This is a genomic window from Rhizobium cauense, assembly GCF_019511525.1.
In the GTDB taxonomy this organism is placed as follows: domain Bacteria; phylum Pseudomonadota; class Alphaproteobacteria; order Rhizobiales; family Rhizobiaceae; genus Rhizobium; species Rhizobium cauense.
In genome coordinates, this window is record NZ_JAEUAT010000009.1 from 34,469 (window position 1) to 60,286 (window position 25,818).

General features: G+C 59.7%; 23 protein-coding genes and 1 pseudogene. 4 read left to right on the top strand and 20 right to left on the bottom strand.

All coding sequences use genetic code 11. The annotated features are described in order from the left end of the window. Positions 1-655: 655 nt before the first annotated feature. Complete coding sequence (locus tag JNB88_RS17885) at positions 656-3,217, top strand: GcvT family protein (RefSeq protein ID WP_220356607.1); 2,562 nt, start codon at positions 656-658, stop codon at positions 3,215-3,217. Between the two features lie 390 nt (positions 3,218-3,607). Here the strand turns inward: JNB88_RS17885 and JNB88_RS17890 are convergent, their stop codons facing one another. The 15 genes and pseudogenes from JNB88_RS17890 to melA all read right to left on the bottom strand — a co-directional run bounded on the left by JNB88_RS17890 (position 3,608) and on the right by melA (position 15,653). Further along, entirely contained in the window at positions 3,608-4,018 is a 411-nt protein-coding gene (locus JNB88_RS17890) for a type II toxin-antitoxin system VapC family toxin (protein ID WP_220356608.1), read from the bottom strand. Next, the gene (locus tag JNB88_RS17895) at positions 4,015-4,248 is read right to left on the bottom strand and encodes an AbrB/MazE/SpoVT family DNA-binding domain-containing protein (RefSeq protein WP_220356609.1); all 234 of its coding nucleotides are present in this window, start codon (positions 4,246-4,248) and stop codon (positions 4,015-4,017) included. Before JNB88_RS17895 ends, JNB88_RS17890 begins: the two co-directional genes overlap by 4 nt. Before the next feature lie 112 nt (positions 4,249-4,360). Next, positions 4,361-4,639: a hypothetical protein gene (locus JNB88_RS17900; RefSeq protein ID WP_420832194.1), complete on the bottom strand. Its 279-nt coding sequence runs from the start codon at positions 4,637-4,639 to the stop codon at positions 4,361-4,363. A 442-nt stretch (positions 4,640-5,081) separates the two neighbouring features. Then, complete coding sequence (locus JNB88_RS17905) at positions 5,082-5,378, bottom strand: type II toxin-antitoxin system RelE/ParE family toxin (RefSeq protein ID WP_220356610.1); 297 nt, start codon at positions 5,376-5,378, stop codon at positions 5,082-5,084. Then, positions 5,375-5,641 carry a type II toxin-antitoxin system ParD family antitoxin gene (locus tag JNB88_RS17910; RefSeq protein WP_220356611.1) on the bottom strand — a complete coding sequence of 89 codons (267 nt, stop codon included), beginning with the start codon at positions 5,639-5,641 and terminating at the stop codon, positions 5,375-5,377. The genes JNB88_RS17905 and JNB88_RS17910 overlap by 4 nt, the downstream gene beginning before the upstream one ends. 82 nt (positions 5,642-5,723) lie before the next feature. Continuing rightward, positions 5,724-5,851: pseudogene (locus tag JNB88_RS17915) on the bottom strand (4-oxalomesaconate tautomerase); the annotation flags it as partial. A gap of 131 nt (positions 5,852-5,982) precedes the next feature. After that, positions 5,983-7,053 carry an ABC transporter ATP-binding protein gene (locus tag JNB88_RS17920; protein ID WP_220356612.1) on the bottom strand — a complete coding sequence of 357 codons (1,071 nt, stop codon included), beginning with the start codon at positions 7,051-7,053 and terminating at the stop codon, positions 5,983-5,985. 63 nt (positions 7,054-7,116) lie between these two features. Continuing rightward, a complete protein-coding gene (locus tag JNB88_RS17925; RefSeq protein WP_220356613.1) occupies positions 7,117-8,415 on the bottom strand; it encodes a D-tagatose-bisphosphate aldolase, class II, non-catalytic subunit in 1,299 nt (432 codons plus the stop codon). Then, positions 8,412-9,365, bottom strand: coding sequence for an SIS domain-containing protein (locus JNB88_RS17930; RefSeq protein WP_220356614.1), 954 nt, complete (start codon positions 9,363-9,365; stop codon positions 8,412-8,414). The genes JNB88_RS17925 and JNB88_RS17930 overlap by 4 nt, the downstream gene beginning before the upstream one ends. A gap of 11 nt (positions 9,366-9,376) precedes the next feature. Further along, positions 9,377-10,234, bottom strand: coding sequence for a carbohydrate ABC transporter permease (locus JNB88_RS17935; RefSeq protein WP_220356615.1), 858 nt, complete (start codon positions 10,232-10,234; stop codon positions 9,377-9,379). Beyond that, positions 10,234-11,151: a carbohydrate ABC transporter permease gene (locus tag JNB88_RS17940; RefSeq protein ID WP_220356616.1), complete on the bottom strand. Its 918-nt coding sequence runs from the start codon at positions 11,149-11,151 to the stop codon at positions 10,234-10,236. Before JNB88_RS17940 ends, JNB88_RS17935 begins: the two co-directional genes overlap by 1 nt. Beyond that, positions 11,148-12,401 carry an ABC transporter substrate-binding protein gene (locus JNB88_RS17945; RefSeq protein ID WP_220356617.1) on the bottom strand — a complete coding sequence of 418 codons (1,254 nt, stop codon included), beginning with the start codon at positions 12,399-12,401 and terminating at the stop codon, positions 11,148-11,150. The genes JNB88_RS17940 and JNB88_RS17945 overlap by 4 nt, the downstream gene beginning before the upstream one ends. 38 nt (positions 12,402-12,439) lie before the next feature. Then, positions 12,440-13,390 (bottom strand): N-acetylglucosamine kinase, encoded by a 951-nt coding sequence (locus JNB88_RS17950; RefSeq protein WP_220356618.1) that lies wholly within the window; start codon positions 13,388-13,390, stop codon positions 12,440-12,442. After that, on the bottom strand, positions 13,387-14,181 hold the full coding sequence (locus JNB88_RS17955; protein WP_220356619.1) for a DeoR/GlpR family DNA-binding transcription regulator: 795 nt from the start codon (positions 14,179-14,181) through the stop codon (positions 13,387-13,389). Before JNB88_RS17955 ends, JNB88_RS17950 begins: the two co-directional genes overlap by 4 nt. Before the next feature lie 155 nt (positions 14,182-14,336). After that, complete coding sequence (gene melA, locus JNB88_RS17960) at positions 14,337-15,653, bottom strand: alpha-glucosidase/alpha-galactosidase (protein ID WP_220356620.1); 1,317 nt, start codon at positions 15,651-15,653, stop codon at positions 14,337-14,339. A 105-nt stretch (positions 15,654-15,758) separates the two neighbouring features. Between melA and JNB88_RS17965 the strand changes: the two genes are divergently transcribed. Next, a complete protein-coding gene (locus JNB88_RS17965) occupies positions 15,759-16,604 on the top strand; it encodes a helix-turn-helix domain-containing protein (RefSeq protein ID WP_220356798.1) in 846 nt (281 codons plus the stop codon). 531 nt (positions 16,605-17,135) lie between these two features. Here JNB88_RS17965 and JNB88_RS17970 read toward each other — a convergent pair. From JNB88_RS17970 to lsrA, 5 genes are all read right to left on the bottom strand, one after another. Further along, entirely contained in the window at positions 17,136-18,395 is a 1,260-nt protein-coding gene (locus tag JNB88_RS17970; RefSeq protein ID WP_220356621.1) for a class II aldolase, read from the bottom strand. 65 nt (positions 18,396-18,460) lie between these two features. Beyond that, positions 18,461-19,489, bottom strand: a complete 1,029-nt coding sequence (lsrB, locus tag JNB88_RS17975; protein ID WP_220356622.1) for an autoinducer 2 ABC transporter substrate-binding protein LsrB — start codon at positions 19,487-19,489, stop codon at positions 18,461-18,463. A gap of 2 nt (positions 19,490-19,491) precedes the next feature. Further along, a complete protein-coding gene (locus JNB88_RS17980; RefSeq protein WP_220356623.1) occupies positions 19,492-20,505 on the bottom strand; it encodes an ABC transporter permease subunit in 1,014 nt (337 codons plus the stop codon). After that, on the bottom strand, positions 20,502-21,533 hold the full coding sequence (locus JNB88_RS17985; protein ID WP_220356624.1) for an ABC transporter permease subunit: 1,032 nt from the start codon (positions 21,531-21,533) through the stop codon (positions 20,502-20,504). The genes JNB88_RS17980 and JNB88_RS17985 overlap by 4 nt, the downstream gene beginning before the upstream one ends. Continuing rightward, complete coding sequence (lsrA, locus tag JNB88_RS17990; protein WP_220356625.1) at positions 21,526-23,025, bottom strand: autoinducer 2 ABC transporter ATP-binding protein LsrA; 1,500 nt, start codon at positions 23,023-23,025, stop codon at positions 21,526-21,528. Before lsrA ends, JNB88_RS17985 begins: the two co-directional genes overlap by 8 nt. Positions 23,026-23,265: 240 nt before the next feature. On the opposite strand from lsrA, the gene JNB88_RS17995 reads away from it, so the two are divergent. Further along, positions 23,266-24,213, top strand: a complete 948-nt coding sequence (locus tag JNB88_RS17995) for a sugar-binding transcriptional regulator (RefSeq protein WP_220356626.1) — start codon at positions 23,266-23,268, stop codon at positions 24,211-24,213. Between the two features lie 6 nt (positions 24,214-24,219). Next, positions 24,220-25,782, top strand: coding sequence for an autoinducer-2 kinase (lsrK, locus tag JNB88_RS18000; protein ID WP_220356627.1), 1,563 nt, complete (start codon positions 24,220-24,222; stop codon positions 25,780-25,782). The last annotated feature ends 36 nt before the right edge of the window (positions 25,783-25,818 follow it).

Sequence of the window (25,818 nt, forward strand, 5' to 3'; positions counted from 1 at the left end):
GTCCGCAGCACTGCCGAGCGGAAAGTGTCAGCGGGAAACCCATTAACGCACCGGCCCTAGAAGGACTGGAACAGAACCGCTTCCTCATACCGTCGCGCAAGGCGTGAAAGTCGGCTAGCCCGTTTCACTTGCCCGAAACCTTTCACTTTAGCCGAACGACGGCTTATTCAGTTTTTCGGCCAGCACCGTACGGGCAGCAAGCGGCCACGGCCATTCCGAGGAGGCCGAGTTCATATGACGAATAGAAATCTTATACTTATCGAAATACCGACGACAGGATCGGCGGTCCGACTCCGTTCGAGAGCGTCGTCTCTCGCGGGTGGCCTTCGGCCTCTCGGTGGAATGCCATCTTGCCTTTCGGGAGACCATATCAGCCCGTCTTGTGGTCGCTCTGAATTCCCGCTGCGAAGCTTGAGGGAGAGTGACGTCGGAACGGCCGAATCAACAGTCACCGGGGAGCCAAGGCGATCGGCGAGGTCGAGCTTGATCAAAATTCAATCCATGCCGGCGCGATTGGGCCGATGTCGCGGGGGAGGGGGCCGATGACGATCTTGAGCTGCCCAACACTGTGGGCTTTATGCGAAGAGGTATGATCGAGAATTGAAAATGGATGTGGTGTGGCACATTCATTGAATAACCAACAAGGAACCGGCACGTGGCGGAATTTCCAAGCAAGGCAAAAGTCGTCATTATCGGGCTCGGCGGCATCGTCGGCGCATCGATCGCCCATCACCTGATCGAGCGCGGATGGGACGACATCGTCGGCATCGACAAGTCGGGTATCCCTACCGATATCGGCTCGACCGCCCACGCCTCGGACTTCTGTTACACCACGTCACACGACTACCTGTCGGTCTGGACGACCCAGTATTCGATCGATTTCTACGAGAAGATGGGCCACTACTCCCGCATCGGTGGCCTCGAGGTCGCCCGCACGGGCGACGACGCCTGGATGGAAGAGATCAAGCGTAAGCTCACCTCCGCCAAGGCCTTCGGCACCAACGCCCGCTACGTCTCGCCATCTGAGATCAAGGAAATGTTCCCGCTGATCGAGGAAGATCAGGTCCAGGGCGGCATGTTTGATCCTGACGCCGGCCTCGTCATTCCGCGCTCGCAGACCGTTGCCGGCAAGCTGGTCGATGCCGCCGAGAAATCCGGCAAGCTCCAGATGTTCGGCAACACGCCCGCACAGTCGCTGATAACAGAGGGCGGCCGCATCAAGGGCGTCGTCACCCATCGTGGCACCATCATGGCCGATCACGTCATCGTCTGCGCCGGCCTCTGGGGCCGCCTGATCGCCGAAATGGTCGGCGAGGACCTGCCGGTCATGCCGGTCGATCACCCGCTCACCTTCTTTGGCCCCTATAACGAGTTCGAAGGCACGGGCAAGGAAATCGGCTTCCCGCTGCTGCGCGACCAGGGCAACTCCGCCTATATGCGCGACACCGGCGACCCGAAGACCACCGAAGGCGGCCAGATCGAGTGGGGCTACTACGAGACCACCAATCCGCGGATGTGCCACCCGCGCGAACTCTTGGAAAAGCACGAGGCGCGCCTCTCGCCCTCGCAGCGCGACCTCGAGATGGAACAGATCCTCGAGCCCCTCGAAAGGGCGATGGAACTGACGCCGATCCTCGGCGAACTCGGCTACAACGAAGGCCACTCCTTCAACGGCCTGCTGCAGGTCTCCGCCGCCGGCGGCCCGTCCTGCGGCGAGAGCCAGAAGGTGCGCGGCCTCTGGTACTGCGTCGCCATCTGGGTCAAGGATGGTCCCGGCTACGGCAAGCTGATCGCCGACTGGATGACCGACGGCCGCACCGAGATCGACCACAACTCGATCGACTATGCCCGCTTCTACCCGCACCAGCTGACCGAGGACTTCATCGCCGGCCGCTGCTACGAGGCCGCGCAGAAGATCTACTTCCCCGCCGTTCACACCCGCGAACCCTACGCCTCCGGTCGCAACGCCAAGCGCTCGCCCTTCTACGAGCGCGAAAAGGAACTCGGCGGCTACTTCATGGAACTGGGCGGCTGGGAACGCGCCCATGGCTACAAGGCCAACGAGCACCTGCTGGAGAAATACGCCGACCGCGTTCCTGTCCGCGAAAACGAGTGGGACAACCGGCACTTCTGGCGCGTCTCCAACGCCGAGCATCTGGCGATGAGCGAGGATTGCGGCATCGTCAACCTCAGCCACTTCCACATGGTCGACCTCGAAGGCCCCGACCATGTCGAGCTCCTGGAATGGCTCTGCGCTGCCAAGATCGGCGGTGACGCCAACATCGGCAAGGGCATCTACACCCACTTCCTCGACGACGAAGGCATGGTGCGCGCCGACTTCACCGTCATCCGCATGGCCGACCGCTGCCGCCTGATCAACGGCGCCGATGCCGGTCCGCGCGACTTCCACTACATGAAGCGCGTGGCCGAGGACCGCGGCCTCGACGTCACTATCACCGACGTCTCGGAAAAGTTCATCACGATAGGCATCTGGGGCCCGAACGCCCGCGACACGCTGAAGAAGGTGGTGGCCGATCCGGCAGCGCTCGACCCCGAGAACTTCGCCTTCGCCGCCATCAAGCCGATCGAGATCGCGGGCAAGACGGTCACCGCCTTCCGCATCTCCTATGTCGGTGAGCAGGGCTGGGAACTGCACATGAAGTACGAGGATGGTCTCGCCGTCTGGGACGCGCTACGCGCTACCGGCGTCATGGCCTTCGGCGTCGAGACCTACGCCAACTCGCGCCGCATGGAAAAGTCTCTACGCTTGCAGAACGGCGATCTGCTCACCCAGTACAATCTGCTGGAAGCCGACCTCGCCCGCCCGAAGGTCAAGGAAGCCGATTTCCGCGGCAAGGCCAAGCACTTGGAGTACAAGGCCCGCGAACACCAGCCGGCAATGCTCTGCACGCTTGTCATGACCGAGAACACCGACCGCAAGGGCGTCAAGCGCTACCCCGTCGGCTCCATGCCGGTCATGGACCCGGAAACCGGCAAGACCTTGGTCGACAGCCTCGGCCGCATCTCCTACACGACCTCGGTCGCCTACGGCCCGACGGTCGGCAAGAACATCGCGCTCGCCTACCTCCCGCAGGAATACTGCCAGGTCGGCCGCAAGCTGAATGTCGAGTATTTCGCCGAGACCTATCCGGTTGAAGTCATCAGCGTCGGCTACAAGCCGATCTACGACCCTGAAAACCTGAAGCCTCGTACGTGATTGCGAGCCCGCCTCGCGGGAGAAAATGGGAGACAGTAAGCCGTTCGGTCCAAACGATTGCTGGGAAAGGTGCGGCGGTTGACGCCTATATCTCGAGCGCTGCCACTGATGCTATCGGCATCGATCGGCGGCAGTCGGATCATTTCGTTCAAGGACAGGGCAGCGGGCCATCACTTCCCGAACGCGCCCGAAGTCCCTTCCTAGAGGCGTTTGACCTAGGTGTTGCCGGTTCACATCCGCTCAACGCGGGCGATATTTTTACGAGGCGCCTGAGCCTGGATGAGGGATCAGTTTTAAGATTTCTACGATTCTTGACAGCGATCGCGAGGCCGCCAGACAGTGGGGTATCGGCCGACGCAACAGAATGGACCGTCATGAGGTTTAAGACGGTCAGGTCGGCAAGTTCGGCGCAATCAGCGTCAATGTTGGGAAATAGGTGCGATATCGGCCGATATCGCGTGTGAGTAGCGGATATCCGCTGACCGCCGCGTGCGCACCGATGAAGAAATCAGGGAGTACCCCTGTCCGCGTTCCCCCTGCTTTGCGATATCGTGTGGAAACCTTGCTTGCCAGAAAGAGGGCTTCCCTCGGTACCGGTGCCAGTTCCAACCCGGCTCGATCAAGGAAGCCGTCTACGTCTTCGATCCGATCGTAGGGGACGGCGAGTTCGGCGTAGACGATGTCGTTAATCCAGAGCGCTCCTCCGAGGCTCGCAGCTTCAAGCTGCGCTATCGACCAATCGGCCCAAGTTGGATCATCGGTAACGACGTCGAGAAGTACATTCGTGTCTACGAGTATCACGGCTCGCCACGCGTAAGCGCCATGATCGCGTCGGTGTCGAGGCCCTTCCCGGCATGCCCTCGTAGTTTCGCGAAACGGCTAGGTGGCTGCCTTTTCGCAGCATGGACGAGGACAACGCTTCCATCTGGATTGCGTCGGAAGTCTATTTTGCTTCCAGGCACGATACCCAAGAGATCGCGCACCGGTTTGGGAATTGTAATTTGCCCCTTGGCTGTAACTGTCGTCGCCATGGTCGAACCCCATGTAAGGAAAGATTTATCGAAGGTATTACTTTGTGTCACGGTTTTCAAGGAATTGGGCGCCAGTTCGATTCCCTTTAAGGGGGAGGAGTCTCCAGCTAGCTCACGCGTGGTCCGACCAAGGGTCGTCCCCGACCGCCAACCCGTCCTGCAGACCATGCAGGATGCCGATCAGCCGTGGCGCCAGTTCGCGGATTTCGGTGAGGTGAATGGCGGTCAGCCGCTTGAGCACGGTTTCGGCCTTTGCGGTCAGGGCCAGCGTCTGGCGGCGCTTGTCGTTCGGGTCTGCGTTGCGCGACACATATCCGGCGGCCACTAGGCCGAAAGGACCTGCTGCGGCTCCGACATTCACTGAGAGCGAGCGAAACGGAACGCCAGCCATATTTCGAGCGTGCGTCCGGTTCGCTGCGCGGTAGACATAAAAGGTGGCGGTCTCTCGTCGTTGCTGGATGCCCCGCTTGAAGCTGGCGTCCGCCTGCAAAGTGGGGGGTCATTGTCATCGGGACCGAAGGAGAATTCGCTGACCAGACAGATCCGATTAGGCGCATTTCTGCCAGGTGGCGCCCAGCACATCTTCTCGCTAATCGCGTCATGCGTGGGTTTTATAGGCATTCCGGCAGACTTCGGTCGCAGGTCAACCACAGAGGCGGGGGTCGGATGATTTAACAGCCCCTTGCGCAATAGCGGAGGCGCCGGTTCGTTTCGCATCAAATGAAAAAAACGGTTGCGGATGGCTGAGTCGCACGATGACGTAGAGGCGCATAGAGTAGCCGCTTCAGCTTTGCTTTAGTGCACGAGATAGCCCCAAGATCGATATATTCGATTCATTCGTCGAATAGGATGGCCCCATAGTCGGTGGCGCCATGTAAGATATGAATGATGACCACCTTTCCGGTTTCTACGCGGTAGAAGATTAGACAGTTGCCGTGAACCCGACGACGAATACCATGGTGCTCGTATCGGGGGACGAGGGCGAAGCCGTTCGAACTATCAACCAGTTCCTCACACTTTATCCGCAGCTCCCGAATTAACAACATCGCGCGCAGTGGATTATGCTCAGCGATGTAATCGGCGATCTGCTCAAGGTCGCTTTCAGCCTCGCCGGAGAACTCAAGGATCATGCTGATTTTTCGGCCTTGTCAGCCATCGCACGATATTTGGCCTCGAGACGGTCGAAGACATCGCTCGCCGGTTTCGTTCGGCCGGCGTCCGCATCGGCAATGCCACGCATGATAGAAGCATCCAGAGCGGTGAGGCGGGTCTCGCGATCCTGGACCAGTCGCACACCTTCACGGAGAACTTCGCTTTTCGAACCATAGCGACCCGTATCGACGAGTTGCTGGATGTAGCTTTCGAGTTGTTTTCCCAGATCGGCACTGATCATGCGGTCCTCCATCCAATGTGATGGAGATAAGATAGGTCCTTTATCAACTATTATCAAGAATGTTGATACTCGGTCCCGCTGTCATGATGTTCCCGCAACCCTGCTTGTCGCTCACTGTGGACTGATCAACGAAGACCTGCAGAAAAAGGTGATCGACATCGGCGTCTTCGCGCGTCGGCGGATCGAGACTTTGGATGACAGGGGGTCGGCGGTATGCTGAGTCGCCTAAACTGATATATGTTTATGTATAAAAAAGTGCAGTGATATAGCTCTGTATATCAGAGTTGCACTGCCTTGCAGGATTCATTATTTTTTGCGCGCGCCGCATGATCAATCCAGGATCAGCATTTGCTCAGTGATTTCTCCGTGACTGCATCGAACAGATGTACCTTTGCCCTATCAGGCGTAATCGAAATCGCGTCGCCCGATTGAAGTGAGAGACGATCGCGCACCGTTGCAACGATCTGTGCCGATCCTAGCGTGGCCGTTATCTGGGTCTCCGCTCCGGTCGGCTCGATCAGCGTGACGTTCGCTGTGGCGCCGTCCTGGTTGATGATCAGGTGTTCCGGGCGGATGCCATACACTACCTCCTGTCCTCTATCGAGCGACAGGCCGGCGGGGATCGGCAGGCGCGCGCCTCCTTCCGCCACGAACTCGACCGGTCCCTCGGAGGTGACCTTGCCCTTGATGAAATTCATGCCCGGCGAGCCAATGAAGCCGGCGACGAAAAGGTTAGCCGGCCGGTCGTAGAGGTCTAGCGGCGATCCGATCTGTTCGACATGGCCGTCGCGCATGACGACGATCCGGTCCGCCATCGTCATCGCCTCGATCTGGTCGTGGGTGACATAGATGGTCGTTGTCTTGAGGCGCTGGTGCAACTGCTTGATCTCCGATCGCATCTGCACACGAAGCTTGGCATCCAGGTTGGACAGCGGCTCGTCGAAGAGGAAGACCTGCGGCTGGCGAACGATCGCGCGGCCCATGGCGACGCGTTGACGCTGGCCGCCGGACAGATTGCGGGGATGACGGTCAAGAAGATGTTCAAGCCCCAGGATCTGCGCCGCTTCGCGCACGCGCCCCTTGATCTCTTCCTTCGGTGCTTTTGCCAGCTTTAGCGAGAAGCCCATGTTGGCCTCGACCGTCAGATGCGGATAAAGGGCGTAGGACTGGAACACCATCGCGATATCGCGCTCTTTCGGTGCAATATTATTGACGACCCGGCCGCCGATCGAAATCCGCCCGTCGGAAATCTCTTCCAGGCCCGCGATCATCCGCAGCAGGGTGGATTTGCCGCAGCCCGAGGGGCCGACGAGAATGACGAACTCACCGTCCTTAATGTCGATATTCACTCCATGGAGGATTTCAAGATGACCATAGCTTTTGCGGGCATTCGCGACGCTGACTGACGCCATAATTTTCTCCGGCTGTAATTCTTTGATGCAAGGTCGCCTGGAATTGTCGGGCGCTTTCGAAACTTACCTGCGGACCGAGGTTGCCGCGGAATAGGGGGCCAGCGCCGCGTCGATCGCCGCGAGGCAAAGATCGCGAGCCCGCGAAGCCACGCGTCCGGTAACGACATCAGGATAGACGCGTGCCAGATACTGGCTGATAAGCGTTTCCGGGATCGGATCGGGAAGTCCTGAAATCAATTTATCCACTGCGCTAGCCGCCTGCTTGTCCGGCCAATAGTAGCGAATTCGGTCGCTGTAGCTGAAGTGGCGCTGCAGACGTAACTCGTCGGCCGACCCCGTATAGTGGCCGGCCCAATGCTGTGGCTGGGTCAGCATGATCGCCTCCATCTCGGCTTGAAGGCTTTCCGATCCACCATCGAGTGCGGACCTGATAGCGTCGAGCCCGTACAGTGCCTCGCGCAATGCGAAGGTCAGACCGGGGCCGACCTTCAGGATCGCGAAGCCGTCATCGACAAGAGCCGAAAGCTCGCGGACGGTCTGGTAGTCCGTCGAGTGAGCCTCGAAGAGAAGTCCCGGCATCCGGGACAGGGTGGAGGCCAGTCCTTGCGCGCGATCCGGCTTGTAGAGGACGACATTCGTATTCCCAAACTCGACTCCCGGCTGGACGACGATAGCGATCACGCGGTCCATGGCCGAGGCGACGCCGGCCCTTTCGAAAGCCGATGCATGGATCTTCAGCGTTTTCGCCGCTGCACCGGGATCGGTCACCTCGAGTTCCTCGATTGCGTGTGTCGCTCCGCCCGGCGGAGGGACCTCCGTGCCGATGATATAGACCGGCGGGTGCTGCCCGATGCGGTGTGCAGTGTCTTCCGCAACCTTCGCCAGGCGTGCTGCCCTTTCGGCGGTCAGCTCGTCGTCAAGGGCAACCGGTTCTCCCGCGCATCCCATCGATGTGTCGAGATGCAGCTTCTTGAAGCCCGCTTCGACATAAGCCGCAACCATTGTCTCGGCTCGCCTCATCGCTTCGTCCGCTCCCAGCCTTTTCCAGGGATTGGGGCCGAGGTGATCGCCACCGAAGATGATGGACTCCAGTGGGAAGGCCACCTCTGTGGCGATCCGTTCGATGAACCGTCGGAAAGCAGCCGGCGTCATGCCGGTATATCCGCCTTCGGGGTTGACCTGGTTGCAGGTCGCCTCGATCAGGACCACGTTGCTTTCCTTGGCCGCCCGCCGCAAGGCGGCTTCTATCACAAGCGGATGGGCAGAGCAGACCGACGTGATGCCACGCGGCAAGGTTTCCCGGCGCGTGCCAAAAAGCTTGGAAAAGGCGCTCCGGCGGTTTTGATCCACGGCCTCCCTCATGCCAGCGTCACGACTTTGGTCAGGTGGCGCGGCGATACCGTGTCGATTTTTCTCGATTGTGCGACACGCTCGCCGAGGAGCTGAAGAGCCGGGAGAACGATAAGTGCTGCAAGCGAGAGATCGGCATCAACAAGCAACTCGATATCGCCAGGGCCACCGAAACCGATGACGATGGCGCCCTTTTCCCGCAGTTCTTCGACGAGCTTGGCTTCGGCGTCCTTCTGATCGGCGCTGTAAAGCATGACAGCCGCGGTCTTTTCATCGACGAGGCTGATCGGGCCATGGCGATACTCAAGCGGGTGGAACGGCTGCGTCAGGGTCTGGCTCATCTCCATCAGTTTCAACGCGCCTTCCGACGCAATGCCGAAGAGCGGGCCGCCGCCGAGAAAGACGAAGTGGCTGCGATCGAGAAACCGCTTGGTGAGCGAAGTATCGAGGGCTTCGGCAAGCCTCCTTGCGGAAGCGACGGCCTTATCCGGGATCGTCTGGCCGATCATCTGCAGACCGAGCAACAGCATGAGACTGGCCGAGACCGACATGACGATGCCTTCTTCACCGTGGGTCGGCGAGGCAACGACGTCATCGCTGCAGTTGGCAAGCGAGCTCTCTGCCTCGACGGTCAGGGCGGTGACGAACGCGCCGTTCTCGCGGCTCTTTCTGGCAGCGGCTACGGTCTCGGTCGTTTCCCCGCTACGCGAGATCGCCACGACGTGCGTGTTCTTCCAGTCGGGCCAGAAGAACGATGGGCGGTTCAACCATTCGGCGCCCGGTACGGCGATCGCCCGGCGCCCAGCATTGTTCGCATAGGCCGCAAGCGACATGGCGAGATAGTAGGATGTGCCGCAGCCGACGTAGACGAGGACATCGTCGCGCCGGGTTGGCGCGTTCGAGCCCAGCGCCTTTTCCCAGAAAGGGAACTGTTCGCGGATGACTTTTTCGGTCGTGTTCATGGTGACTCCGATTACTTGACCGAGCCGGCCAGCAAACCGCTGACGAGATATCGGTTGAGGAAAATGACGACGAGGGCGGGGATGACGATCGCGATGGAGCCGCTGGCCGTGATCAGCCCGTAGTCGATGAAGTTTTTCGTGACGAACTCGGGAATGAGAACAGTCAATGGCTTGGTTGCCTGTGGCGAGAAGATCAGCGGCACGAGATATTGTCCCCATGCACCGAGGAAGGTCAGGATTGCCGCGGCGGTCAGACCGGGGCCTGCAAGCGGCAGCACGATGTTGAAGAAGATGTAGAGACGTCCCGCGCCATCGAGCTGCGCGGCTTCTTCAAGCGCCAGCGGCAAAGCCTCAAAGACACTGCGCAACAGCCAGAGCGAAAGTGGCAGGTAAGCCGAGACATAGATCAGTGCGACGCCGACATAAGTGTCGACGAGATGGATCTTGATCATGATCTGGTAGAGCGGGATCAGTACGGCGTAGGCGGGGATCGCAAGCGTCGCGACGACAAGGCCGAAGAGCGCATTGCGGCCGGGAAAGCGGATGCGGGTGAAGGCATAGGCGCCGAGTGCGGAAATAGCCACACAAAGCAGCGTCGCTGCCGCCGACGTGATGACGCTGTTCAGCAGCGCCGCGCGAAACTGCCGCCAGACTTCCACGCCGCCGATGCGGTCGACATTTATGCCGAGCAGGCGCGAATAGTGATCGAGGGTAAAATGCTGCGGGAAGAAGTGAATCGGCCTGACGGAGAAGTCGTCCGTCGGCGTCACGGAGCTTGCGACGGTCCAGTAGATCGGGCCGAGCGACCAGATTAACAACACGGCGACGCCGATCCATATCATCAGGCGATAGAGAAGCGAGGGTTTCATCAGTCGAACCGTGTGTTGCGATAGACTCGAAGGACGTAAATGAGCGAAACGAGAAGCGAGACGAAGGTGATGACGACCGAGAGCGCCATGCCGTAGGAAAAGCGCAGGTTCTGGAAGGTCTCCAGATAGATCTGCACGAGGATCGGTCGCGTCTCGAGACTGGACCCGGCAAGAACCCAGGCTTCATCGAAGAGGTTGAAAGCGTTCACCGTTGCGTTGGTCATGGCAACCGCGATGGCGCTGCGAACAAGCGGAAGGGTGACCAGTGCGAACATCTGCGGACGCGTCGCGCCATCGATGCGCGCTGCTTCATAAAGATGCGAGGGGATGCTCTGCATCGCCGCGAGAACAATGACGATCGTCAGCGGCATCATGCGCCACACATGCACCACGGTGACAGCGATGATGGCGCTGGTCCGGTCGTTGAACCAGACGTGGTTGTCGAAGGGAAGCCCGAGCGAAGTAAGAATGCCATTCAGGAGGCCGGCGCCAGGCTGATAGATCCACAACCAGATCACCGAGTTGACGACACCCGGAAGCGCCCAGGGCAGGATGACCGCCGCAAGAACCCACTGCCGGCCGACCTTCAACTGGTTGATTAAGGACGCTGCCAGCACGCCGAAGATCGTTTCCGCAAGCACAGCAAGGACGACGTAGGTGAGTGTATTGACCCACGTCGTGCCAAGCTGTCCGTCGGACAGCATGCGCGTGTAGTTTTCGAGCCCGACGAAAGGCGTGCCCGCCTGCATCGGATTGACCCGATGGAGACTGTCCCAGAGCGTTCGCGCCATCGGATAGAAGACGAGCGCTGCCATGGTGATAAGGATTGGAGAGACCAACACGACGCCGAGTGTGGTGTCGGCATTGAAGCCGACACCCTTCTTCGCTGAAGTCTCCTTGAAGGCCACTGCGCTCATTGCGCCATTGCCTGCTTGGCGGCATAGGCAATGCTTTCGACAGCCTGGTCAACAGTCATCTGGCCCTTGGCGGCGCTGTTGATTGCTGTGTTCACGCCGCTGGAGAATTGCGGATACCAGGGAGGCGTTCCCTGTGGGAACAACGCTTCAACTGTCTTCGACTGCGCGACGAGCGCATCGCCGCTGTTCAGTTTTCCTTCCGAGTTGAGTTCGGCCAATGCCGAGGTGCGGGTCGGCAGGAAGCCGTTGGCCATGTTCTTTTTCTGGAACTCGCGGCTCGTGAACCATTTGACGAACGCAACGGCTGCTTCCTTGTTGGGCGACACGTTCGGGATCGCAAGCGCCTCCGGCAGGCCGAAGCTGCGCGTCTCGCCGCTCTCTGTCGGAACCAGGATCGCCTCCACCTGGCCGGCTACTTTAGACTGCTTCGGATCGTTCATCTGACCGAGACGACCGGGTTCGCCCGAGATCATGATGCTGGTCAAGCCCTGGGAGAACATTCCTTCGTTGATCTGGCTATCCTTGAGGCCGGTGGAGGCCGGATCGACCAGACCTTCCTTCAGAAGCATCAGTTCGAAGGCGAGCGCCTTGTAGCCTGCGGAATCCGGCTTCGTGAAAAGCGGATTGAAGTCCTTGTCGAAGAGTTCGCCGCCGAAGGCCTTGGTCAGCAGGTACCAGCTCGTGGAAGCGCCCTCGGTCGCCGAGACCGGCAAGCCGATCGGATAGGTGGCGATGCCCTTTTCCTTAATCTGCTTGGCAGCCGCCACCAGCTGATCGAGGGTCTTCGGGGTCTCCATGATGCCGGCATCTGCGAAGTGCTTCTTGTTGATGAGCATTACGCGGAAGTCGTTTGAATAGGGAACGCCAAGCAGCTTTCCGTCGACCGTGAAGATCTTGGCCACGCCGATGTCCTTTACGCTGTCGGCATCGATCACGTCGTTCAGCGGCATGTACCAGTCGGCTGCTGCGAACTGACCGGTCCAGGACCAGTCGAATTCGGTCACGTCGGCCGGTGGAGTGCCGGCAACCAGTGCCGTCACCAGCTTCGGGCGGATGTCGTCCCAGGACAGCGTCTGCAGGTCGACATGGATACCGGTTTCGGCCTCGAATGCAGCGGCTATATCGGCACCCTGCGGCGACGGCATCAGTACGGTGATCGATTCACCGGCGAGTGGTTTGTCTTGCGCGACGGCCGGAAGCGCAACAGCCAGGGCGGCTGAAGCGAGCAGTGATAGAATTGTTTTACGCATGTTCCCATCCTTCTTTGTTATCAAGGCTTTACGTGACTTTATTGCGCAAACGCCGCTGTTGCCGACGCGGCGACGTGCCCGATCCAGCTTTCGTCTATGGGCCAGTCGAGAAGTTGGGCGGCAGCAAAGAGCGCTCCGCCAATCGGTGGTAACTTCGGAGCAACCGGGGGGCGACCGATGCGTTTCTCCAGCGCATTTAGGAGGATGGTGCTCCGGAATGTGCCACCGGCAAAGGTCCAGTCGGACACCGGCCCGCAGTGACCGGCAATCGCGCGGTGGTGCTTGGCGAGTTCGTCCGCGGCCAGGTCGATCAAGCCGACGGCCGCGGCGTCGCCGCTTTGCGCTGCGCGATCGACCACGGCGGACAAGGCGGCGATGCTCGACCGCTTCGCATCCGTTGTCGCCCAGGCGCCCAGGCTGTCCATAGGATTTGTCGCGTCGAGTTGTAGGTGATCAAAAACTGCCTTTGCCAGTACCGTCGGCGGCAGGCGCCCATCAAGGCTTTGGCTGACCAGATTGAGCGCCAGTCGGCCGATCCAGTAGCTGCTGCCTTCATCGCCGATGACGTCGCCCCAGCCGCCAGTCCGTGCTGGCTCACCTTCTGCACTGCGCGCCCAGGCCATGGATCCGGTTCCGGAGAGGACGAGAATACCGGACCTGCCGGCAAGCGCGCCGAGGTGCGCAGCATCGACATCGTTGAGAACGCGTGTCCGTGCTTTCGGGAAGGACTGATCTATGGTCTCTTCGAGAAGGCGGGAAAGACGGGCGACCTCCCCGTAGACGGGCAACGCGGCCGCGACTGCGGCTAGTCGCTCCTCGCCGCAAAACGGCGCGAGATGCGTCTCAAGTTCGGTCCGCCAGCCTGGATTGTCCATGGCATTCACACCGCCGCCAAGACCGGTGCGAAGGATGTGTCCACTGCGATCGGCAAGCGCCACCATCACCTTGGTCCCGCCGCCATCGATGCCGAGTATCAGATCGTCGCTCAAGACTTTGCTCCCCGATCAGCAATAATGGTCTCGACACCAAGTTCGGTGAGCTGCGCGCTCCATTCTTTCGAGAGACCGTCGTCGGTGATCAGCTTCGCGCTGTTCAAGGGAGCAACCTTGTAAGTGGCCGTCGTGCCGAACTTCGAAGAATCCGCCAGGACGAACCGATTGTTGGAACGCGTGAGCATTTTCTTGTTGAGGCTGGCTTCGGCGCTGTCCACGCTGTAGATCGCGCCGTCGCCGCTCACAGCACTTGCGCCGAGAAACAGCTGGTCGAGCCAGATGGTCTCCAGCATGGCTTCTGCCTGGGGGCCAACGAGCGATGCGTTTTCGCTGCGCAGCTGCCCCCCGAGAAGGACGACATCGAGGTTCGGGACGTTCATGAACTCCTGCGCCACGATCAGGCCGTTCGTGAAGATGCGAAGGGGCATGGGATTGATGCGGATCAACTTGGCAAGCTGAAGCACTGTCGTGCCGGCATCCAGGAAGATCGCCGTCCGCGGAGAGAGGCGTTCATAGGCGGCGTTCGCAATGGCGCGCTTGGCGGCCAACTGACGCTTCTCGCGCTCCTGAAAGGCAAGCTCCACCGAAGAACCCTCGGCAATGCGGGCGCCCCCATGAACGCGATCGATTGCGCCTGCGTCTTGCAGCAGTTGGAGATCGCGTCGGACGGTAGCAAGCGATGCGCCGACGGCATCTGCGATGTCCTGGATCGTGGAGAAGCCATTGGCATAGAGATGACTGCGGATGAGATCCTGCCGATCAGTCTTGACGCCGCCGCTCTGGTTCAACGCGTGTCCCCTTTTCTGAATTCTGATTTCACTCAGATTTTCACCGAAAAAGATCAATGTCAATCACAATAGTGATCTTTTTTGATCGTTTTATGAAGGCGCAAACAAAAACGGCGCCTCCTGGAAGGCGCCGCTGATGAGAGGGCAGGGCGTGTTCAGTGATACTTGGGCAAGAGGTCACCGTGTTGTTCGATCAGATCATCGACCATGCGCCAGATTTCGTCAGGCGAGAGCTCGGCGGATGTGTGCGGATCGAGAAGTGCAGCCTGGTAGATCCGGTCTCTTTTCCCCGTCAGCGCGGCTTCGACGGTGAGTTCCTGCACGGAAATGCTCAACCGCATGACGGCTGCGAGCTGGGACGGGATTTTCCCGATCCGAGTGGGCTGGATGCCATTGCGGTCGACGTGGCAGGGAACTTCCACGATGCATTCCGATGGAAGATTTTCGATCAGGCCGTTGTTTGGAACATTGCCATAGATCAGCGCTGGCTTGCCGGTCACCGCGGCGTGGATGATGCCGGCTGCATATTCGTTGCTTCGGCAGACGTCGATCGGTTTGCCGCCTTCGAGATCGTGGCGCAGGGCATGCCATTCGGCGATCTGCACCTCGCATCGGCGGATATATTCATCGAGCGGTATGTTGAGCTGGTCAACCAGTTCCGGCCGGCGGTCCTTGATGTACCATGACGTATATTCGGAAAAATGCTCGCTGGATTCGGTCACGAAATAGCCGAGACGTTTCAGCGCGTCGAACCGGACGCGGTCATCGGCCGGAACATTGCCTTCGCCGCCGAGCGCCTTCAGCCGGGGATAGAGGTCTTCACGGCCGCCATTGGCGCCGATCTTCTCGTATTTGAGAAAGAAGGCGATGTGGTTGATGCCGGCCGAGATGTAGTTAATATTGTCGATGCTCTCGCCAAGGCAGTCGGCAAGATGACCCGCCGTGTGCTGCACGCTATGACACAAGCCGACGTTACGAATTGCCGGCGAAATTTCCTTGATCGCCCAGCAGTTGATCGCCATCGGGTTGACGTATTGCATCAGCAACGCATTCGGGCAGACGTCCTCCATGTCGCGGCAGATTGCTTCCAGGACAGGGATTGTTCGCAGGCCGCGGAAGATGCCGCCGATGCCGAGCGTGTCGGCAATCGTCTGTCGCAGGCCATATCTCTTTGGAACGTCGAAATCCGTGACGGTCGCCGGCTTGTAGCCGCCGACTTGCATCATGAGGATCACGAAATCCGATCCCTTCAACGCCTGCCGACGATCGAGTGTCGCTGCAATGCGCACCGAACTGAGCTTCAGCGCCTCGCATATGCGTCGCGCAACGATCTCTGACGTCTTCAGACGCTCGGGATCGATGTCGAACAGGGTGATGACGTAGTCTTGATCGGATGGGGTCGACAGGACATCGCCGAGGATGTTCTGGGCAAAGACTGTGCTTCCGGCTCCAACAAGGCAAATTTTGGGCATGTGGTTCTCCTCTGATTGATGAACCTTGTCATGCCTCATTCCAATCGGGATTTTCTTCCTGCTATAGAAGAAATTATTCTTGAATCGGAGCATCGATCTATGAAAGTGGAGGAGACGAGCGCGTCGGGGCAATGGGTTGCGTCGCCGCGAGCCTTCCTAGTCGAACAGCATGTGGCGGATACGATGACGTCCGCGCATTGGCACGATCACATCGAGATCAATCTGCTTATTGCAGGGACGATGACCTATCTCTTCAATGGGAAGCAGGAACACGTGGAGGCAGGCCGCCTCGTGCTGTTCTGGGCTGCGATCCCTCATCAGACAATCCTGGTCACGCCGGATTCTCCCTTGATCTGCATCTATTTGCCGCTTGTTGATTTCCTGGCTCTTCCTATCGATATCACGGCGAGGCAGGATGTCTTGCAGGGGGCATTCATTCATCAAGCGAGCCCGTCGCAGGGCGTTTCTGTTTCAGGAACGCGATGGGTCCAAGAATGGAGTTTGGGCGATCCGTCACGTCGGCAGTTGGTGATCGATGAGGTCGCAGTTTGCGTGCGGCGGCTGATCTTAGATCATGCCGACAGCGAGGTGCGGCGCAGCGTTGCGGCGGCGTCGACCAGCCCGAGTATCCGGCATGCTCAGACCCTTACCGAACTGATCACCAGGCTCTATGGCGAAGCGTTGACACTGCAATCGATCGCAAAACTCGCTCGCGTTCATCCGACGACTGCAAACAGGGCGTTCCGCGAGGTGTTCGGAATTTCGGTGATGGAATATCTCACCCGCTTCCGGCTTTCGCGAGCGATGCAGAGGCTGGCCGAGACAGACGATCCCATCGTACAGATAGCGCATGACAGCGGGTTCGGCTCCACCGCGCGTTTCTACCATGTCTTCAAGGAACGTACCGACAATACGCCGCGGCAGTTTCGAATGGCAGCGCGGATGAGGTGACCGAACATCGCGATTGCTCGAGTTTGTTTCCGGCATGGCGGCCGTTCAACGGCAATCGTGTGCAATCTTGCGTTGTCGGCAGCCGAGACTAAGGCCGCGGCCTTGCGGATAACGTCATGACGACGCTTGGATGGGATCGGGAGGTGGCCGCGTTGCCGATTTATCGAATACGGATTGTAGCAAACAGAGACTGGTCGACAGCCGGGGGAATGGGACGCTCATTCCCAGCGCATCTTAGATTACGTATTCCTCCTGGTTCTCACATCAAGTGCAAGAATCCAGCATAATTCTCAAATTAAGTGTGAGGCGGTCTTGTCATACGCTCACCACCGGCTTTGATCCATCGGGGCGGTCGATCATCCCCACACACCAAAGCAATCACTCCGCAGCTGCTTCTAACCACAGCACGCTCCACACGCTGAGAGGCAGCCGCGCAATGTCTCTAGTCGTGGATCCTCTCCAGTCTTCGAACCCGAAGACCGGGCGCCGGACGGAGATTGCTAAGGATCTGGATCTTGTGAGCAGTTACGCTTACTGAAATTTTGCGGGCGCTGCGAGCTTGGCCTGCTCAAGCGACCAGTACTCCATATCGAACAGGTCGGCCTCCCCGATCGGCGTAAACCGACCGTAGGCTTCAGCTGCATTGATTGCGCGGGTTGCCTGCTCACAGAGATCCCCGCCGATTTTTGCGGCCTTGGCGCTCGCGCCGATCGCAAAAATGCCTTCTCCTCGCACGAGAACAACGCGCGGGTAGACGTCCAGGATGCGTTTCGGTTCGCTGGCGCGGGCTGCGTTTCGTTCGAAATAGGCCCGGTAGCGGTCTCCATAGGTAGCGAGTGCGCTTTCGATCTCCGCTTCGTCCGCATCGGCCTCGATGATCATCGGCCACGGCTTGATGCGGATCACATGATCAGGCGTAACCGTGCCGCGCATGCTGATTGCTTCCACATCAGGCTTTGATGCGTGAGTGCGGATTGCCGCGGTAGAGCGATAGTCGAGCGCCACACCGCCAGCAAAAGGTGAACCGGGTTTCGTGCAGGCTTTTTCGAGCCGAGTAGCCAGTCCGGTGTTCTTCGGGCCGTCGCTGGCCTGCGGGCCGGAGAGTTCGACGCCGGCGCGGGCGAGTTCGTTTTCGGCCATTGTCACGAACTCGATCATCAACTCATAGGATGTCCGGGCGTCGTCAGCGAAGGTGAAGAGACCGTGGTTTTCCAGCCATAGGCCCTCGCAACCGCGATGGTCTTGAAAGACGCGATCGGCTTCGATCGAGAGATCAAAGCCCGGCATTACATAGGGTACATAGGCGAGGCGATCGCCGTAGATGCGCTTGACCGTCTCGCGCATGTCGGGCTGGTCCGCCAAAGCGAGGATCGCCGTGGCGTGGCTGTGATCGACGTAGGCGAAGGGAAGGAAAGCGTGCAGGAGCGCTTCGACAGACGGATTGGGCGCGTCCTTTTCGAGTAGGCTTTCGCGCAGGAGCGCCACCATGTGCGGGTCGGAAAGCTTCGGCCCGTTTCGCGCAGCAAGCAGCTGCGCCAGGCGCACTGCAGGCAACCCCGGCGCCTCGATCGTATCGAGATCCCAGCCGCTGCCTTTGATATGCATGAATTCTTCGCCGTCTGAGGAGGTCACCTTGACGGATGTGTTGCCGCCGCCGTGTAGAACGAGGTCCGGATCGCCGCCGATGATGCGGGATGTGTAGATGCGAAGACCGAGCGCGTCGCTTTGCCCCGCGGCACGGGCGGTCTCGACGTAACGGGCTGCGTCTTCATCGTTCCAACGGCTTTTCATATGAATTGTCCTGTTCGCTCATTGATATCGGCGGGCAGCCCTGGCCGCCCGCCTTCCGCGTCTGATCAGAAATTGAAGTTGCCGATATTGTCCTTGGTGAAAACAGTGCGCTCCGGCAGCAGGACGATGCCGTTGCCATCGGCCTCGTAGTCATAACCCTGCACCTTGTTGGCCGAAACCTCGACGGTCCCGATGCCGGGTATGTCGAGCTTGTCGCCGACCTTCATCGGGCCGTTCTTGAGGACATGATCGGCAACGAAGACCGAGATTTTGCCTTGCTGCGTGACATCCCAGAGGCCGAAACGCTGGATGGTGCCGCGCTCGATATAAGGGCGCATGACATTCGGCGTCGAGAAGCCGACGATGGTCACGCCATCGGCGCGCTTCAGGTTCTCTGCTGCCTGAGCTGCCGCCGGCAGGGCGTTGGCATCCGGTGCGATGATTGCGTCGAGGTCCGGATAGGTCTGCAGGATGCTTTCGGCCGTCTGCAGCGACTTCTGGGCATCGTTGTAGCCATACTGCGTGGTGACGATTTCCCAGCCCGGATGCTCCTTGGCGATCTTTGCCTTTGCGGCCTCGGCCCACGCGTTCTGGTCGGTGACGGTCGGGCTCGAATAGAAGAAGGCAACCTTTGCCTTTTCCTTCGTCACGCCCTTGGATGCCATGTCGACCAACAGGCCGCCGAGCTGTTCCGGAGTGCCCTGGTTGATGTAGTAGCTGCGGCAATCCGGATTGACATCACTGTCCCAGGTCATGACGAGAACGCCACGCTCCATGGCGCGCTTCAGCGCCGGGCAAAGTCCATCCGGAGAAACGGAGGAGACGACGATTGCGTTGTAACCCTGGTTGACGAAGTTGTTGATGAACTGTACCTGAGCGGAAACGCTCGGTTCCGTCGGGCCGTCATAGGTTACCTTGGCGCCCACTTCCTCGCCTGCCTTGACGGCGCCAGCGCCGCCCGATGTGAAGAATCCCACACCCACCAGCTTCGGGATGAAGGCAATCTGGTTTTCGGCGTGCGCAGCACCCGTCAGCATGGTGCCGGCGAAAAGGGATGCGGCAACGGCGCCGGATTTCATGATGGTCTTGATCATTCTCATTCTCCTCCTGAAATAACTGTCACCCGGTTGTGTCTCTGTTGCCGGGCAACGGCGATGACATCGGCCAGCATTGCGCTTCCGTGGCGCAATGCGACCGCGATAACCAGCAATCCTCCCGAAAGTGCGCTGGAAATCTGGCTTGGGACACCAGTGGCCTGCAGTCCTTGCTGCAGGTAACCGATGACGAACGTGGCAAGCAGCGTGCCGAGAATGGAGCCCTGGCCGCCGTAGATGGAAGCACCACCGAGCACTGCGGCGGTAACTGCCGGCAGGAGCGTTGCCGAACCGAGATCGACGCGGGCCGATCCGAAATAGGCGGACATGACGAGGCCGGCGATGGCTGCCGAGATGCCCGTGACGACGTAAGTTATAGTCTGCACTCGTTCGACTGGGATTCCGGCAAAACGGGCAGCACTTTCCGACTGGCCGGACAGGAATACGGCGCGGCCGAACCGTGTGAAGTGCAAAAGCACGACGAGGACGGCGGAAAGGCCAAGGAAGAGCGCAAGCGGAGCCGGCAGGCCAAGAAATTTCGCATATCCGAAAGCGTTGAATGCTTCGGGGAAATTCCCAATCCCCTCATAACCGCCGGCACCGACAATCCCTGATGCGACAGTCGCGGTTCCCTGGAAGAGATAGAGGCTGCCGAGTGTGACGACGAGCGGCTGGATCTTCGAGAGATAGATGACGGAGGCGTTCAGCAGTCCGCAAAGCGCGCCTGTGATCAAGGCCAGCAGCAGCGAAAGCGGCAGCGGTACTGCATAGAAGGTGGCTACACCGAACACGATCGCGGCAAGGCCGATGACGGAGGCGAAGGAAACATCGATGCCACCTGCAATGATGACGAGGGTCAATGGCAAGGCCACGATGCCGATCTGAACGAAATCCGACGTGCCGTAGATCAGGTTCGCGACATCGAGGAAGCGCGGATTGACGATGCCGAAGATGATGAGTTCGGCCACGAGCATGGCTAGAAGTGCAGTCTCCCAGCGGAAGATCAGCTTTTTCATTGGCGTGCCTCCAGGGTGCGGGGAAAGCTTGTCGCCACGTTGCTGGCTGGCTGGCGCTCGTGCACGGCATAGCGACGGGCGCGAATGCGACGATCGACGACCTGGCGGATGCGACCGTCGAGAAGCAGCACGCTCAACAGGATCGCTCCGGCGATGAAGTCGTTCCAGTAGGCCGGTATCTTGAGAAACACGAGGGCGCTGTCGATCGAAGTGATGAAAATGACGGCCGCAAAGACGCCGGCGACTGACCCCGTTCCGCCGAGAAGACTGACGCCACCGAGCACGTTCACGGCTATCGCCTTCAGTTCGATACCGTTGCCCGCCTGATTGGGGATGAAGCCAATCTGGGCGGAAAAGACGAGCCCGGCCAGCGCCGCGCAGGTTCCGGTTGCAACGAAGGCCGAGAACCGGACAAGCTTTGCCGGCGCGCCGAGATGGTGTGCGGCGGCACTGTTGTCGCCAACCGCATAGAAGTACCGGCCGAAGCGTGTTCCACGCAGCACGTACCAGGCGAGCACAACGAGGACGAAGACGACAACGGTAAGGGCAGAGAAGCCGAGGCCGAGATTGGCTGCAAGCGCCTTAAGGCCCTGTGGCAAATCTTCGATCCAGCGGCCGCCTGTCAGGACCAGCATAATGCCGCGATAAAGGCCGAGTGTGCCGAGCGTGGCGACAATCGAGGGTATGCCGAGATAGGCAATCATCAGACCATTGAACGCGCCGGCCACAGCGCCGGTCATGAGGCAGAAGGCTATGGCAAGCGGCAGACTGGCACCAGCATTGAGTGAAAGGCCGAGAACAGCTGCGCTAAGGCCGAGAACCGAGCCGCTCGAGACATCGATGCTGCGCGTCACGATGACGATCATGGTACCGAGCGAGATCAGCATCAATACAAGGCTGCTGGAGATGACGACTGCAGCCGTCGCACCGGAGAGATAGCCTGGAGCGGACGCGCCGATCGCAACATAGGCGACGGCGAGCACGATCAAGAGGGTTGCGACGCGATTGCGGGCAAAAAGATCAAGCATGAGGGGCCTCCGTGGCACCGAAGGCGAGGCGGGCGATCGCATCGACCGATATATGTTCGTTCAACTCACCGCCCGACCGGCCAAAAGCCATTACCTGAACGCGGTCCGCAAGTTCGATAATCTCGTCGAAATCCGATGAGATGAGAACGATTGCAACACCGTCGGCGGCGAGCCTCCTGACAAGTGCGTAAATATCGTTGCGGGCAGCGACATCGACACCGCGGGTGGGTTCATCAAGGATCAGCACCTTAGGCCGCGCCGATAGGCATTTGGCGAGCAGGACCTTCTGCTGGTTGCCACCGGAAAGACCGCGCGCCTCCTGACCGGGGCCGGTGCACTTGATGCTCATGCTCGATCGAAACTCTTCGAAGATTTTTCGCTCGACGCCCGGCCGCAGAAAGAAGGGGAGGCGATGCAAGAGATATGATGAGACGTTCCAAAATAGCGGCGCCTCCAGGAAGAGGCCATGTTGCTGCCGATCTTCCGGGAGATAGACAAGGCCGCGATCGACACAGCCGCGCGGAGTCCGTTTTGCGAACTCTTTACCCTCCAACAAGACCCGTCCAGATGTCTGACGTCGCAGACCGAAGAGTGTTTCGGCGAACTCCGTGCGGCCTGCACCGACGACACCGGCGAGCCCCACGATCTCGCCGGCGCGGACGACGAGACTGATATCCCGGAAACCCTCTCCGCTCAGTCCGTGTACACTGAGCCGCGCCTCGCCAATCTCGCAACGCTTGTGGCGCGTGCGGATGGAGCCGTTGTCTGTGATCTGTATGCGGCTCATTGCCTCGACGATCTCGGCATCGCTATAGGCGTCGAGAGGCCCCGACAATACGATAACACCGTCTCGCAACACGCTGATCGTGCCGCAGATTTCGCGGATTTCGCGCAGTTTGTGTGAGATGAAGAAAATCCCGACGCCCTGCGCCTGCAGCTTGCGCACGCGTTCGAAGAGCGCGCTGGTTTCGAAAGGGGTAAGCGCCGAGGTCGGCTCATCGAGAATCAGCACGCGCGCGTCACGAACAAGACCACGCAGGATTTCGACGATCTGCCGATCGGCAATCTCAAGCGCGGCTGCCTGGGCATTGAGATCGAGCGAAACCGATAGCTCGCGTACGAGCTGCTCAACCCGAGGACGAAGCGAGCGCGGCGACGCGGCGAGGCCAAGGCAAATGTTTTCCAGAACGCTCTGGTTCGGCAGGATATGGGCTTCCTGCGGGACCAGATAGAGACCCAGCTGCTGGGCAAGCGCCGGCGAGGCACGCGAAAGCTGCCGGCCGTTGATCTCGATCGAACCTGAGTTGGCTCCGATAACACCGGACATGATCTTCATCAGGCTCGATTTGCCCGCGCCGTTGCCGCCGAGGAGCGCATGAACTTCCCCTGCCTGCAAGGCCAGTGAAACACCCTTGAGCACCGGAACGGCACCGTAGGATTTCCAGATGTCCGTCAGCTTCGCGACCCTCCCGGTCGCAGGCTTGCCAGTCATTCCTCACCTGTTCATATGTAATTCACTGCAATCATGTGATCACATTCACTTTTGGGCGTCAATATACCCAGTTGGATACAAGGAAGACTGGCGGCAAGATATCGCGCTGCAACATAGGAATTGATGGTAAATTTCAACGAATTGAAGCTTGGAAGAAATTTTTCGCCAGCTTTCACGTTGACGTATCAAAAGTTTTTTTGATATCCAAATGATCAGAAATTGACCGAGGGAGCCGCATGCATGGCGTCGGATAACGGGGAATGGAGCTACGCCGATACAGATGAGGAGATCCTCACGCGTATTGCCTGGTACTACTACAACGACGGGCTCACGCAGAACGAGATCGGCGAAAAGCTCAACATGTCGCGCATCAAGGTGTCGCGGATGTTGGAAAGCGGCCGACGGTCTGGGATAATCCAGGTGCGCATCAATTCGCGCTACCAGGGCTGCCTGGCGCTGGAACGGCGGATCAAGGAGCGCTACGGCCTACTGGAAGCATATGTGGTGCCGCAATTGCGCGATCAGGATGCAAGTGATCGTCTTGGTCAGGCGGCCGCGCAATTCCTCATGCAGCGCCTACAGCCGAATGATCTGCTGGCGGTGGGGTGGGGCGCCACCGTTTCGAACACGATCCAGCGGCTTGGTCATCTCGCCAATGAGCGCAACATCAGTCTGGTAAGCCTCACGGGAGGTGTCGGCACCTACGTGGACGGGATGCGAACGGCGAACTGGGGCAGCGGCGTTCATCTGGTCCCCGCGCCGCTCGTCGTTCGCGACCCCGAGGTCGCAAGCAATCTCTCTTCCGAGCCCGCAGTCGCCAATTTGCTCGATATGGCGCTGAATGCGACCTATCAGTTGGTCGGCATCGGCGAGCTTTCGGCAAACTCAACCGTGGTCCGTTCAGGTTACGTTGGTCCTGACGAGGTGGAGCCGCTGCGGCGCAAGGGTGCAGTTGGCGACATCCTCTGCCAGTTCTACAACGAGCGTGGTGAAACGCTCAACCTACCCCTTCACGATCGCGTTATCGGCGTAAAGCTCGCCGCCCTTTCGCGGGCAGAGAAGGTCGTAGCGGCGGCCGGCGGACCGCAAAAGGTCCATGCCATCCATGCGGCATTGCGCGGCAAGTTCGTCGGAATCCTCATTACCGACGAAATGACCGCCGCCGGTCTTATCGAAATCGAGGATTGAGACGACATGAGCATTTCCTATCTGCTGGCCGTCGATGCCGGCACGGGCAGCGGCCGCGCGGTCATCTTCGATGAAAACGGCAACCAGATCGCCAGCGCCCAGCAAGAATGGTGGCACAAGGCCGATCCGCGTTTCGTAGGCTCGATGGATTTCGATGTCGAAGAGAACTGGTTTCTTCTCTCACGCGCCATTCGCAAGGCCATTGCCGATGCCGGGATCGCGTCATCCGATATCCGTGCAGTCAGTGCCACGAGCATGCGCGAGGCGATTGTTGTCTACGACCACAGCGGCAGGGAAATCTGGGCCTGCGCCAATGTCGACAGTCGGGCGAACAGCGAAGTGCGTGACCTCAAGCGCGACTTTGCCGATCTTGAACGGGATCTCTACGCCGCCACGGGCCAAACCTTCGCACTTGGCGCGCTGCCGCGTCTGCTCTGGTTGAAGCGCAATCTTCCTGATGTCTACGCCCGTATGCACCGGATTAGCATGCTGTCCGACTGGGTTTTGGCACGTCTTTCCGGCGTTATCGCCAGCGATCCATCCAATGCCGGCACAACCGGGCTTTACAGTCTGGCGAAGCGTGACTGGATGCCGGAGGCCATGCGCCAGGCCGGCATGCGCGACGATATTTTTCCTGAGAGTGTTGAGCCTGGCACCGTCATCGGTCATGTCACCGACAATGCAGCAGCCGTGACTGGCCTTGCCGCTGGTACGCCTGTCGTCATGGGCGGTGGCGATTGCCAGATCGGGGCGGCGGCCATCGGTGTCGTTAACGAGGGGGATTGCGCCGTGCTCGGCGGCACGTTCTGGCAGCAGGTGGTCAATGTCGATCCCTCCGTTTCCGACCCGTCAATGGACCTGCGAATCAATCCGCATGTTGTAGCCGGCCTCAATCAGGCGGAAGCAATCAGTTTCTTCGTCGGCGTCGTCATGCGCTGGTTCCGCGATAGTTTCGGCGCGGAGGAGCTGGCTGCTGCAGGGCAGGGCGGAGATGCGTACCGGCTGCTGGAAGAGAAGGCCGCCGCCGTGCCCGCCGGGGCCTACGGTATTATCCCGGTCTTTTCCGACGTCATGCACTACGGTAACTGGTACCACGCAGCGCCGTCGCTCCTGAACCTTTCGATCGATCCGGAAAAATCCGGAAAGGCGGCGATCTTCCGAGCATTGCAGGAAAACGCCGCGATCGTAGCCGCCCGCAATCTCGCAGCCATCTTCACGCTTTCCGGGAAGACGCCGGACAGGATCGTGTTCGCCGCCGGCGCATCGAAATCCGCCCATTGGGCGCAGATCCTTTCGAGCGCCACCGGCCTTCCGGTCGTAACGCCGGTTGTGAAGGAAGCGACCGCGCTTGGCTGCGCCGCCGCAGCAGCGGTCGGCGTCGGCATCCGCCGCGATTTCGTCGAGCTGGCGGGAAGCTGGGTTCGCTGGGACAAGAGCTTCGAACCAAACTTCGATCACAAGGCGATCTACGACGAGGCAGGCGACCGCTGGGCGCGCGCCTATGCTTTGCAGCGACAGCTCGTCGACGAAGGGGTCACCACCGCGATGTGGAAAGCCCCGGGTCTCTGATTTCGTCATTCAACGGCGCGGTAGCGCATACTCAAC